The organism is Lysobacter panacisoli (assembly GCF_009765165.1).
GTDB classification, from domain to species: Bacteria; Pseudomonadota; Gammaproteobacteria; order Xanthomonadales; family Xanthomonadaceae; genus Lysobacter_J; species Lysobacter_J panacisoli.
The window spans coordinates 2,526,838-2,538,401 of sequence record NZ_VLNU01000001.1 but is presented as its reverse complement, the minus strand read 5'-3'; the positions used below and the strand labels follow the sequence as shown (position 1 = coordinate 2,538,401).

11 protein-coding genes are annotated in these 11,564 nt (G+C 67.5%); 3 read left to right on the top strand and 8 right to left on the bottom strand.

The genetic code is table 11. The features are described 5' to 3' along the window. Positions 1-23 precede the first annotated feature (23 nt). The 4 genes from yajC to FOF45_RS11890 form a co-directional block, all read right to left on the bottom strand. Positions 24-365, bottom strand: a complete 342-nt coding sequence (yajC, locus tag FOF45_RS11905) for a preprotein translocase subunit YajC (RefSeq protein WP_158985130.1) — start codon at positions 363-365, stop codon at positions 24-26. Between the two features lie 124 nt (positions 366-489). Next, positions 490-1,641 carry a tRNA guanosine(34) transglycosylase Tgt gene (gene tgt / locus FOF45_RS11900; protein WP_158985128.1) on the bottom strand — a complete coding sequence of 384 codons (1,152 nt, stop codon included), beginning with the start codon at positions 1,639-1,641 and terminating at the stop codon, positions 490-492. After that, a complete protein-coding gene (gene queA, locus FOF45_RS11895; protein ID WP_158985126.1) occupies positions 1,638-2,735 on the bottom strand; it encodes a tRNA preQ1(34) S-adenosylmethionine ribosyltransferase-isomerase QueA in 1,098 nt (365 codons plus the stop codon). The genes tgt and queA overlap by 4 nt, the downstream gene beginning before the upstream one ends. 158 nt (positions 2,736-2,893) lie before the next feature. Then, positions 2,894-3,325, bottom strand: a complete 432-nt coding sequence (locus FOF45_RS11890) for an Lrp/AsnC family transcriptional regulator (protein ID WP_158985124.1) — start codon at positions 3,323-3,325, stop codon at positions 2,894-2,896. A 117-nt stretch (positions 3,326-3,442) separates the two neighbouring features. Here FOF45_RS11890 and FOF45_RS11885 point away from each other — a divergent pair, with 117 nt between their 5' ends. Then, on the top strand, positions 3,443-4,939 hold the full coding sequence (locus tag FOF45_RS11885; protein ID WP_158985122.1) for an aminotransferase class III-fold pyridoxal phosphate-dependent enzyme: 1,497 nt from the start codon (positions 3,443-3,445) through the stop codon (positions 4,937-4,939). A 100-nt stretch (positions 4,940-5,039) separates the two neighbouring features. Here FOF45_RS11885 and FOF45_RS11880 read toward each other — a convergent pair whose 3' ends face one another. After that, on the bottom strand, positions 5,040-6,161 hold the full coding sequence (locus FOF45_RS11880) for a phytase (RefSeq protein WP_158985120.1): 1,122 nt from the start codon (positions 6,159-6,161) through the stop codon (positions 5,040-5,042). Between the two features lie 146 nt (positions 6,162-6,307). Between FOF45_RS11880 and FOF45_RS11875 the strand changes: the two genes are divergently transcribed. Next, the gene (locus FOF45_RS11875) at positions 6,308-8,638 is read left to right on the top strand and encodes a TonB-dependent receptor plug domain-containing protein (RefSeq protein ID WP_158985118.1); all 2,331 of its coding nucleotides are present in this window, start codon (positions 6,308-6,310) and stop codon (positions 8,636-8,638) included. 80 nt (positions 8,639-8,718) lie between these two features. Continuing rightward, positions 8,719-9,354 carry a uracil phosphoribosyltransferase gene (gene upp / locus FOF45_RS11870; RefSeq protein WP_158985116.1) on the top strand — a complete coding sequence of 212 codons (636 nt, stop codon included), beginning with the start codon at positions 8,719-8,721 and terminating at the stop codon, positions 9,352-9,354. Positions 9,355-9,377: 23 nt separating this feature from the next. Here the strand turns inward: upp and FOF45_RS11865 are convergent, their stop codons facing one another. From FOF45_RS11865 to FOF45_RS11855, 3 genes are all read right to left on the bottom strand, one after another. Continuing rightward, positions 9,378-9,779, bottom strand: a complete 402-nt coding sequence (locus tag FOF45_RS11865; RefSeq protein ID WP_158985114.1) for a GFA family protein — start codon at positions 9,777-9,779, stop codon at positions 9,378-9,380. A gap of 88 nt (positions 9,780-9,867) precedes the next feature. Next, on the bottom strand, positions 9,868-10,605 hold the full coding sequence (locus FOF45_RS11860) for a TMEM43 family protein (protein ID WP_158985112.1): 738 nt from the start codon (positions 10,603-10,605) through the stop codon (positions 9,868-9,870). After that, entirely contained in the window at positions 10,602-11,492 is an 891-nt protein-coding gene (locus tag FOF45_RS11855; protein ID WP_158985110.1) for an MBL fold metallo-hydrolase, read from the bottom strand. Before FOF45_RS11855 ends, FOF45_RS11860 begins: the two co-directional genes overlap by 4 nt. Positions 11,493-11,564 lie beyond the last annotated feature (72 nt).

Here is an 11,564-nt window from a genome sequence, read left to right as displayed (position 1 = left end):
GCATCGATTCTTCTTGCGACGGCTCAGGCCGACTTCAAGGTGCCCTTGGGCAGCACGTTGGCGATCGCGCCCTTCTGCACGCGGATGCGCACGTTGTCGGCGATCTCGACCGTGATGAAGTTCTCGCCGATGTCGCTCACCACGCCGGCGATGCCGCCGTTGGTCAGCACCTCGTCGCCCTTGGAGAGCTTCTCGAGCATCGAACGGTGTTCCTTCTGGCGCTTCATCTGCGGGCGGATCATCAGGAAGTACATGACGCCCAGCAGCAGGATCGGGAACAGCAGCGACATGCCGAGGCCGCCGGCGCCGGACTGGCCCTGGGCCTGGGCGAAGGCGGGAGAGATCACGAGGTCAAGCAGGTTCATGTCGTTCGTCCTGGATCGAAAAATAGCGGGGGATTATGCCACGGGGCCGCGCCCGCCCCGGTCCGGGACCGGGCGGCGCTCCAGCGGCAGGGCCACGAGGCCCCTCTGGCGGCCGTACGCCCGGTCAGGTGGCCGGGTCGACGGCGCGTGCGGCGTAGAAGGACTCGCGGAAGGCGGCAAAGGTTCCCTGCGCGATCGCCTCGCGCATCTGCGCCATCAGCCGCTGGTAGTAGCGCAGGTTGTGCAGGGTGCCCAGCATCGGCGCGAGCATCTCGTTGCAGCGGTCCAGGTGGCGCAGGTAGCTGCGGGTGAAGCCGTTGCTGCAGGCGTAGCAGTCGCAGCCTTCCTCGATCGGGCGCAGGTCGCGCTCGTACTTGGCGTTGCGCACCCGCACCGTGCCGAACGAGGTGAAGTAATGCCCGTTGCGCGCATTCCGGGTCGGCATCACGCAGTCGAACATGTCGATGCCGCGCGCCACGCCCTCGACCAGGTCCTCCGGACGGCCCACGCCCATCAGGTAGCGCGGGCGATCGGCCGGCAGCTGCGGACAGGTGTGCTCGAGCATGTGGTTGCGTTCGGCCTCCGGCTCGCCCACGGCGAGGCCGCCGATGGCGTAACCGTCGAAGCCGATGTCCTGCAGTGCCGCGGCCGAACGCGTGCGCAATGCCGGATGCACGCCGCCCTGGACGATGCCGAACAGCGCCGCGTCGTTGCCCTCGTGCGCCCTCTTCGAGCGCTCGGCCCAGCGCAGGCTCAGTTCCATCGAGCGGCGCGCGACGTCCTCCGTCGCCGGATACGGCGTGCACTCGTCGAAGATCATCACCACGTCCGAGTCCAGGACCTTCTGGATGCGCATGCTTTCCTCGGGACCGAGGAACACCTTGCTGCCATCGGTCGGCGCGGCGAACGTCACGCCCTGCTCGGTGATCTTGCGCTTGTGCGCCAGCGAGAACACCTGGAAACCGCCCGAGTCGGTGAGGATCGGTCCGTCCCAGCGGGTGAAGCCGTGCAGGCCGCCGTGGTCGCCGATCACGTCCAGGCCGGGTCGCAGGTAAAGGTGGAAGGTGTTGCCCAGGATCATCTGCGCGCCGAGCTCGCGGACCTGTTCCGGCATCACGCCCTTGACCGAGCCGTACGTGCCCACCGGCATGAAGGTCGGCGTTTCCACGGTGCCGCGTGGGAAGGTCAGGCGGCCGCGGCGCGCAGCGCCGTCGGTGCGCAGCAGTTCGAACGACATCCTGCTGTTCGACGGCCCGCTGTTCGACGATCCGCTCATCGCGCGTCCTCCGTCGGAGACGGGAACAGCAGCATCGCGTCGCCGTAGGAGAAGAAGCGGTAGCGCTGCGCGATCGCGTGGTCGTACGCGGCGAACACGCGCGCCTTGCCGGAGAAGGCGGAAACAAGCATCAGCAAGGTGCTCTCGGGCAGGTGGAAGTTGGTGATCAGCGCATCGACCGAACGGATGCGGTAACCCGGCAGGATGAACAAACGCGTCTCGCCCGCGTACGGCTGCAGGTGGCCGTCGCGCATCGCGCTTTCCAGAGCGCGCACGACCGTGGTGCCCACGGCGATCACGCGGCCACCGGCCGCGCGGGTGCGCTGGATCTGTTCGATCAGGCCCGCGCCGACGTTGAGCCATTCGCTGTGCATCACGTGCTGGTCGAGTTCGTCCACGCGCACCGGCTGGAACGTGCCCGCGCCGACATGCAGGGTGACGTGGCCGAACTGCACGCCACGCGCCTTGAGCGCATCGAGCAGCGGCTGGTCGAAATGCAGTCCCGCGGTCGGCGCGGCGACCGCGCCGACCTCGCGCGCGAACACGGTCTGGTAGCGCGTGTCGTCGTCGTGGCCCGCCTCGCGCTGGATGTACGGCGGCAGCGGCAGGCGACCGGCCTTGAGCAGCCATTTTTCCAACGACTCCGGCACCTCGAAACGCAGCCGGTAGAACTCGCCATCGCGGCCCAGCACTTCGGCTTCGCCGCCGGCATCGAGCAGGATCCGCGCGCCGGGCTTGGGCGACTTGCTCACGCCGAGCTGCGCGCGCACCTCGGCGCCACCGAGCAGGCGTTCGATCAGGATCTCGACCCGACCGCCGCTGGTCTTCTGGCCGTAAAGGCGGGCCGGGATCACCCGAGTGTCGTTGAACACCAGCAGATCGCCCGGGGCCAGCAGCTCCGGGAGTTCGTGGAAGACGCGGTCCTCGAAGCCACGGTCGGCGACCTCCTCCGTCGCCGGCGGCACCACCAGCAGGCGGCTCGCCGAACGCTCGGGCAACGGCGCCTGGGCGATCAGCTCGGGCGGCAGGTCGTAGTGGAAATCGGACTTCTTCAAGGCAGGGCCGGGAGGGGGATGGACGGCAGAGCCGGCCATTGTAAGAGGTTCGGGTGGAGCGCCCCTCTTCCGGCGCTTCGCGCCACCTTCTCCCGCAAGGGGAGAAGGGAAAGGCGCGTATTCCCTCTCCCCTTGTGGGAGAGGGACAGGCCGCCGAAGGCGGCCAGGGAGAGGGGGGCGTCCGAGACGCCCACCCGTCACCGCTCGAACTTCGCCGACAGGATGATCGCCGACGTCGTCCGCTCCACGCCGTCGATGGCGCCGATGCGGTCGGTCAGCTCGTCCATCTCGCGCACCGTCGGCACCACGCCCAGCGCCATCAGGTCGAACGTGCCGCTGACCGAGTGCAGCGCGCGCACTTCGGGCATCGCGTGCAGGGCCGCCACCACCGACGGCATCTGCTTGGGCAGCACGGTGATCATGATGTGGGCGCGGATGTGGCCGCGCTCGGCCTCATCGTGGACGCGCACCGTGTAGCCGTCGATCACCCCTTCCCGCTCCAGCCGCTCGATGCGGCTGTGGACCGTGGTGCGCGAGAGCTTGAGCCGGCGCGCGATCTCCGCGGTCGAGGCGCGGGCGTTCTCGCGCAGGACCGAAAGCAGCAGCTGGTCGGCATCGGTGATCTTCATTACGGGCATCTATTTCGTCGAATCGACGAAATTATCAGGTATTTCGTACAAATACGAACTGTCTATCGACGGTTTAATCCCGATAATAGGTGGGATCGCGATTCCCTGGAGGACCTCATGGCCGTCATCGACCGTCTCGCCGCCCTGCGCGCCCACCGCGGCCAGCGCCGCACCCCGGGACTGGACGACGCCACCGTCGCCCGCTTCGCCGCCAGCCATGCCGACCTGATCGAAGCCATCGAGGCTGCCGAGCAGGAGTACCAGCGGGTGAAGGAAGAATTCCCCGAGCTGCTCGACCTCGACGAGGACGCGCAGATCCAGGCCGTCCAGGGCGGCTACGTGAACTTCTATCCCGACGACGCGGTGAACCCGTACCTCGCGCTCGCCGCGCGAGGTCCGTGGGTGGTCACACTGAAGGGCGCGGTCCTGCACGACTCCGGCGGCTACGGCATGCTCGGCTTCGGCCACACACCCAAGGCGGTGATCGCCGCGATGGCCAAGCCGCAGGCGATGGCCAACATCATGACCCCGGCGACCTCGCAGCTGCGCTTCGACCGCGCGATCCGTGCCGCCATCGGCGCCGGACGCGGCGGCTGTCCGTACGACAAGTTCTTCTGCCTCAACTCAGGCTCAGAGTCCGTCTCGCTCGCCGCGCGCATCGCCGACGCCAACACCAAGTTGATGACCGACGCCGGCGGCCGCCATGCCGGCCGCGCCATCAAGCGCGTCGTCGTGAAGGGCAGCTTCCACGGCCGCACCGAGCGCCCCGCGCTGTATTCGGATTCCTCGCGCAAGACCTACATGCAGCACCTGGCCAGCTTCCGCGGCGAGGACACCCTGCTCACCGTCGAGCCCTACGACATCGACGCGCTCAAGCAGGTCTTCGCCGACGCCGATGCGAACGGCTGGTTCATCGAGGCGATGTTCCTGGAGCCGGTGATGGGCGAAGGCGATCCGGGCCGCAGCGTGCCGCCGGCGTTCTACGCCGCCGCGCGCGACCTCACCCGCGCGCACGGCGCGCTGCTGCTGGTGGACTCGATCCAGGCCGGCCTGCGCGCACACGGCGTGCTGTCGATCATCGACTACCCCGGTTTCGAGCAGCTCGATCCGCCGGACATGGAGACCTACTCCAAGGCGCTCAACGCCGGCCAGTACCCGCTGTCGGTGCTCGCCGTGAGCGCGAACGCCGCGCGCCTGTACAAGAAGGGCCTGTACGGCAACACGATGACCACCAATCCGCGCGCGCTCGATGTCGCATGCGCGGTGCTGGCCCAGGTCACGCCGGCCCTGCGCGAGAACATCCGCACGCGCGGCGCCGAGGCGATCGAGAAGCTGGAGAAGCTGAAAGCCGAGCTCGGCGGCATGATCACCAAGGTGCAGGGCACCGGCCTGCTGTTCTCGTGCGAGCTGTCGCCGCAGTTCAAGTGCTACGGCACGAACTCCACCGAGGAGTGGCTGCGCGAGCACGGCGTCGGCGTGATCCACGGCGGCGTGAACTCGCTGCGCTTCACTCCCACTTTCACCATCGCCAGCGACGAGATCGACCTGCTGGTGTCGATGGTCGGCCGCGCACTGAAGGAAGGCCCGCGCGCGCAGCAGGCCGCGGCCGCCTGACGTCCTCCCCTCTCCCGACACGCTGCGCGCGTTGTCCTCTCCCACCGTCCCTCCCCTGGAGGGAGGGACAGGCATGCAGCGTCAGGGAGAGGGGGCGGGCTTAACCGGCGCGGCAGGCCGGTAGCGACAGCGCCGTCGCGATGTCGCGCCAGTCGAACGCCGCCACTGCCTGGTCGTCGTCGACCGCGTAGAACACACCCTGCGGGAAGCGCGCATCGGCGCTCTGGTCGAGCCACACGCCATCGGTATTGGCGGTCTTCCTGCCCGCGAACGCGCCCAGGTGGCGCAGCGTCACGCGGTCGAATACATGGAACACGCTGCGGTCCTTGAACTGGTCCGTGGCGATCCAGTACCCCGCCCCGCCCTCGCAACGCATCAGCGCCATGCCCTCGGCCTGCGCCTTGAACAGGTCCGCACCGATGTCGCGCCCGCGATAGCGGCCATCGAGCCCGTACTCGCGCAGGCGCGTGCCGGTCGCGACGTCTTCCTCGGCCAGCAGCAGGCGATCGTGCGCGATGTCGCCGAACACCGATTCGGCGATGCGGATCGCACCGTCCTGCGTGGTATCGCCGAAGGTTTCCATCAGCCGCGCGCCCCAGCCACTCGGCACACGGCGCAGCTGGTAGCGCTTGAAGCGCTGGTCGAGTTCGGCCAGCGGCGGGGGCAGGTCTTCATTCTGCGGCGACATGTAGTTGTCGCTGACGATCACCTCGTAGCTGTCCTTCTGCGCACGCACCCACAGGCCGTACGGCTGCTTCAGGTCGTCGCCGCCGAACGCGAGCAGCGGCTTGAAGTCGGGCAACTGGAACATCTGCACGCGGTGGTTGTCGCGTTCGACCACCAGCACGTAGTCGTCGATCACCGAGATGCCGTTGGGGCGCTGCAACTGGCCCAGCGCCGTACCCGGGCCGCCGACGGTACGCAACCGCTTGCCGGTGTCGCCGTCGTACACGACCAGCACGTCGCTGGCCTTGCCGGTGGCGATCAGCCAGCGCTGGCCGTCGCGCGTGCGCCAGCTCGCCGGCGAGTCGATGTTGTCGGCCGGAGTGGCCGGCGTGATGAACGCCTCGGCGATCTCGCGATAGGCGACGCCAGACGCGCTCAGCAACGGATCCACCTCCATCGTTTCGTCGGGCTCGCGATCGCCGGGGGCGATCGGCGCGGTGGTGGTGCACGCGGCAAGGCAGGACACGAAGGCAAGCACGGCCAGACGCAACGACATGGATTCCCCTGGAGATGGCGCAAAGCGCGGATTTGTACGCGCGCAGTGTGACGGTTGCGTGTCATCGCGACCATGTGCGCCTGTCATGTTTCCGCCATGCGAGGTGCGTAGAAAACGCCGCTTGTCTTGCATGGGGATGCAACCGAATGAAACCGAACCTGCTGGCCGCGGCGATGTCGCGGGCCTTGTGCTGCGCGCTGCTCGCGCCGATCAGCTTCGCCGCGATCGCCAATGAAGCCGCACCTGTGGCCTCGCCCGACCCGAAGCAGCTCGACTCGGTCGTGGTGCAGGCGGACATCGCCTACCGCAACCGCACCGATGCCACTGCGCCGGTGCTGTCGTACGACCTGGAGTACTTCCAGCGCTTCGAGCCGCTGACCGTCGGCGACATGCTCAAGCGCGTGCCCAGCGTGGCGTTCGTGTCGGACGTGCTCGAGTACGACGGCGCGCAGCTGCGCGGCCTGGACCCGGGCTACACACAGATCCTGATCAACGGCAAGAAAGTGCCGGGCGCGGGCAACGATCGTTCGTTCTTCGTTGACCGCATCCCGGCCGAGCTGGTCGAGCGCATCGAGATCGTGCGCAGCACCAGCGCCAACCGTTCCGGCGATGCCGTTGCCGGCGCGCTCAACATCGTCCTGCGCGACGCTTACGAGTTCGACGGCAAGTACGTGCGCGCCGGCGCGCTGCGTTTCGACGATGGCGAATACAAGCCGACCTACGGCGCGGTGGCCAGCGGACAGGTCGGCGAAGGCCGGCTGCTCGGCGGTTTCAACGTGCAGGGCCGCTACAACCCGAAGAAGAAGCGCAGCGATCGCTTCGAGGAACCCGGCGGCGATTTCGTCGACCGCGAGGACCAGGACGACACGCGCGATGGCGATGACTACTCCGCCAACCTGTCCTACACCCGCGACATCGGCACCGGACGCCTCTCGCTCGACGGCTTCTACGTGCGCACCGACCGCACCGAGACCGAGCATTCTCTGGAATACAACGATCCTTCCAGCGCCAGCCGCACCAACTTGCTCTCGGTCAACGACCAGCGCGAGGACATTGACCAGGACAACTGGTCGCTGGGCGCGGAGTACGTGTTCGACATGGCGGGCGGCCGCACCGAGCTCGACCTGGACTACGCCCGCTTCGACGACGACACCACCTCGACCGAAGAGCAGGACAACTACGACGACGAGGACACGCCGCCCTCGTTCGACGAGCGCGAAGGCACGCGCACGGTCACCGGTACGCGCGACGACGAGGCCACGTTCAAGCTCGCGCACAAGCGCACCTGGGGCGCGAGCGCTTTCGAGTTCGGCGTCGATTTCATGGGCAAGCAGCGCGATACATCGCTGGCGACCAGCGAAGTCGACATCGACGAAGAAGGGGAATCGCTGCCGCCTTACGAGGAGTTCGAGCGTGCGACGAGCCGCATCGACGAACGCCGCATCGACCCGTACCTGATGTTCTCCGGCACCAGCGGCACGCTCGCATGGGAAGCCGGCTTGCGCTACGAATCGACCGACGTCGACGTCGCCGCCGACGACACCAAGGCCAGCAACGACTACGCCGTGCTGCTGCCGTCGGCGCACATGAAGTGGGACTTCACCGAGCAGGATCGCCTGCTGTTGTCCGTGGGCCGCACCGTGCGTCGCCCCAACTTCGACCAGGTGCTGCCGCTGACGCTGGAGGAAGAGTTCGGCGACAACGACTTCACCGGCAATCCGCAGCTCGATCCGGAGCGCGCCTGGGGCGTGGATTTCGGTTACGAGCGCCGCCTCGGTGCGCGCGGCGTGTTCGGCGTCAACGTGTTCTACCGCGACGTGAAGGACCTGATCGAGGTCGTCAATACCGGCGAGCCGAGCGCCACCGCGCTGGACGACTACGACGACGAAGTCGAGGAGTTCCTCGACGAAAACCCGGGCGCGGACGAGACCACGCCGGGCTTCCCGGAATTCGATCCGGACAGTTTCGTCTACACCGCGCGCAACGTCGGCGACGGCCACGTCTACGGCATCGAGTTCGACCTGTCCACGCCGCTGACCGCACTGGGCCTTCCGGACACCGGCCTGTTCGTGAACTACTCGTGGCTCGACAGCTCGGTCGACGATGCCTTCGGCGAGCGTCGCTTCAACAATCAGGCCAAGTACGTCTACAACGTCGGCTTCATCCACGACATCCGTGCATGGGGCATGTCGTTCGGCGCGAGCTACCGTCGCCAGGGCGATGCGTACTCGCGCATCCTCGCCGAGGAAGTCACGACGCACTACGACGGCGACCTGGAGGTGTTCGTCGAGAAGCGCTTCGGCGACAGCATGTCGCTGCGCCTGACCGGCTCGAACCTGCTCGACGCCTCAAAGGACGAGGCCTTCGACAAGTTCGACAACGCCGCCGACCAGCTCGATCGCGATTACGACGAGTACGAACTGGAAAGCGAATCCTCCGGCCCGGTGTTCCAGTTGATCGCACGCTATTCGTTCTGAGCGGTGCTGTGAGAGAGGCGGCCGGCGCTCCGGCCGCCTTTCAGGCACACTTCGCGCGTCCCGTCGCGCGAAGCCGTGCCATGAAGATCGTCGAAGTCCGCCACCCGCTGGTGCAGCACAAACTCGGCCTGATGCGCATGGGCGACATCAGCACCAAGGAATTCCGCGAACTCGCCTCCGAGGTCGCGACGCTGCTGACCTACGAAGCCACCGCCGACCTAGAGACCGAGGAATACGTGGTCCAGGGCTGGGCCGGTCCGGTAACGACGCGCCGCATCAAGGGCGCCAAGGTCACGCTGGTGCCGATCCTGCGCGCCGGCCTGGGCATGCTGCCGGGCGTGCTGGAGCTGATCCCCGCGGCGAAGGTCGGCGTGGTCGGCCTGCAGCGCGACGAGAAGAGCCTGCAGCCAGTGGGCTATTACGAGAAGCTGACCGGGCGCATGGACGAGCGCACGGCGATCATCCTCGACCCCATGCTCGCCACCGGCGGTACGCTGGTCGCGACGGTGGACATGCTCAAGGCCGCGGGCTGCAAACGCATCAAGGGACTGTTCCTGGTCGCCGCGCCGGAGGGCCTGCGTGTGCTCGAGGCGAAACATCCCGACGTCGAGGTCTACACCGCCTCGATCGACGAGCGCCTCAACGAAGTCGGCTACATCCTGCCGGGCCTGGGCGACGCGGGCGACAAGATCTTCGGGACGCGGCACGAGCGCTGAGCCCGCGCCGCGCACCGCGGCACTCACCAGTTGTTGCGCCCGTCCATCTTCTCGATGGCGATCTTCGACCAGTCGAGGTCGTCGACCAGGCGCAGGTTCACCGCATAGATGCGCTGCGTCGGCATCGAGCCGGGCTGGACGCCTTCCTTCGGGCTGCCGTCGGCGTTGTAGGCCGAGCTCCAGTCGGGCGAGTCGCCCCAGGTGTGCATGCCGCAGCGGCCGCAGAAATGGTGGAAGTTCATGCCGCGGGCGGAATAGGTGCGATCTTCGTCCTGCGACACGAACTGGAGTTCGCCCGGCGCGAAGTAGGCCCACACCGCACCGGTGCGCGCACAGAACGAGCAATTGCATTCCTTGGCGGCGGTGGGAATCTCCGCGGCCTGGATCTTCGTGGCACCGCAATGGCAAGAGGCGAGAAGGGTCACGTCGAAGCTCCGTCTTCAGGGAAACGCCAGTATCGGACACGGTGCTGACAGGACATGTCAGCAGCGTGTGAGTGGCGGCAGGAGCGTGTCAGTGCGCGACGCGGCGGCGGCGCAGGCGGCGCCAGAGCAGGCCGACGCCGACCAGTATCGCCGCGGCGCCCAGCAGCCAGGGGAGCAACTGACGGTCCTGGTCCTGGGCCAGCTCGACCACCGTCGATGCGCGCTCCGCGCTGAGCGCCTGCGCCGCGGCGGCCGGTGTGAGCTGCCAACGATCCCCGCGCAGTTCGACCTTGTCGTCCAGCGGTGGCAGGTGCAGTTCGCGCCAATGGATGCGCAGGTCGCCGACCTGCGGGTCGAGGGGATTCTCGGCGCTGCCCAAGCCGTCGCCCTCGGGCTGGAACGAGGCGGCGAGGTTCGCCGGCAGGCGCGAGAAGTTCGGACGGAACACGCGCCACTGGCCCAGCGTGCGCAGCACGGCCGGGTCGATGACGCGACCGTCGAGCGTCGCGTCCTGCGCCCACCAGCGCCGACCTTCCAGCGGCAGCTTCGACGGGTTGCGGTGCTGCGCATCGAAGCCCTTGGAGTCGATCGGCACCGAATGCCATACGCGCGTGTAGCCATCGCCATCGGCGCGCCACTGGTACATCTCGACCCGGCGTTCCAGCCCGAACTGCCGCGTGCTTACGCCGAAGTCGCGATCACGCAGCGCCTTGCCCGGCTTTGGCGCATCCATCGGCGCATCGTCCACGCCCGTCTGCGCAAACGCCGCCGTCGCCGACAGCACGCAGGACAGCGACAGCGCAAAGGCCGCCCGCCGCCACTTCATGCAGCCAGTGCCCTCGCCTGCAGCTCCGGCACTTCGTGCGCGGTGCCGAACTTGCCCTTTTCATCCTGCACGACCTGCGCCAGCGCACACTGCGGATCGTGGGTGAAGAACAGATGCACGTTGCGGCGCAGCTTGTCGGAGAGGAACGCCTTCTTCTCGTCGATCAGCAGTTCCGCGTTGCGGTCGTAGCCCATCGTGATCGGCACATGCACCCACGGCCGACCGGGAATCAGGTCCGCGCAGAACACCACGCCGCCGTGCGCCTCGCCATCGACGAGTTCCGGACCGACGATCTCCGACAGCATCAGTCCCGGCGTGTGGCCGTCGCTGTAATGGAAACGCACGGTGTTGCCGAGTGTCTTCGAGTAATCGCCATCGACCAGTTCCAGGCGACCGCTGCCTTCGAGCAGCGCGGGCAGCTCGGGGATGAAGCTGGCGCGGTCGCGCGGATGCGGCTGCAGCGCACGCTCGTAATGGCGACGACCGACGACGTAGGTGGCGTTGGGGAACAGCAGCGACGGCCCCTGCCCTTCCGCCCACGACGCGAGCAGCCCGCCCGCGTGGTCGAAATGCAGGTGCGAGAGCACGACGACGTCGATGTCTTCGGGCTTGAAGCCCGCGGCGGCGAGCGAATCGACCAGCACGTGGCGGTCTTCGACCACGCCGTAACGTTCGCGCAGCTTCGGTTCGAAGAATGCACCGATGCCGGCCTCGAACAACACGGTCTTGCCGTTGAGCGGGCTGGCGAGCAGCGCGCGGCAGGCCAGCGCGATGCGGTTCTCGTCGTCCGGCGCGGACCACTTCGCCCACATCGCGCGCGGCGCGTTGCCGAACATCGCGCCGCCGTCGAGCTTCTGGCTGTTGCCAAGGATGGACCAGAGTTTCATGGCATCACCGTGGAATGCGAACTACCGAATTCTAGCGCCGCGGATATGGAATCTCGAATGACCCGTGGGTGC

Bases quoted from the DNA above. Each gene is read 5' to 3' on its own strand.
- FOF45_RS11890 (WP_158985124.1), bottom strand. From the start codon at position 3,325: ATGAAGATCACCGATGCCGACCAGCTGCTGCTTTCGGTCCTGCGCGAG.
- FOF45_RS11885 (WP_158985122.1), top strand. From the start codon at position 3,443: ATGGCCGTCATCGACCGTCTCGCCGCCCTGCGCGCCCACCGCGGCCAG.
- FOF45_RS11875 (WP_158985118.1), top strand. From the start codon at position 6,308: ATGAAACCGAACCTGCTGGCCGCGGCGATGTCGCGGGCCTTGTGCTGC.
- FOF45_RS11855 (WP_158985110.1), bottom strand. From the start codon at position 11,492: ATGAAACTCTGGTCCATCCTTGGCAACAGCCAGAAGCTCGACGGCGGC.
- yajC (WP_158985130.1), bottom strand. From the start codon at position 365: ATGAACCTGCTTGACCTCGTGATCTCTCCCGCCTTCGCCCAGGCCCAG.
- FOF45_RS11880 (WP_158985120.1), bottom strand. From the start codon at position 6,161: ATGTCGTTGCGTCTGGCCGTGCTTGCCTTCGTGTCCTGCCTTGCCGCG.
- queA (WP_158985126.1), bottom strand. From the start codon at position 2,735: ATGGCCGGCTCTGCCGTCCATCCCCCTCCCGGCCCTGCCTTGAAGAAG.
- upp (WP_158985116.1), top strand. From the start codon at position 8,719: ATGAAGATCGTCGAAGTCCGCCACCCGCTGGTGCAGCACAAACTCGGC.
- tgt (WP_158985128.1), bottom strand. From the start codon at position 1,641: ATGAGCGGATCGTCGAACAGCGGGCCGTCGAACAGCAGGATGTCGTTC.
- FOF45_RS11860 (WP_158985112.1), bottom strand. From the start codon at position 10,605: ATGAAGTGGCGGCGGGCGGCCTTTGCGCTGTCGCTGTCCTGCGTGCTG.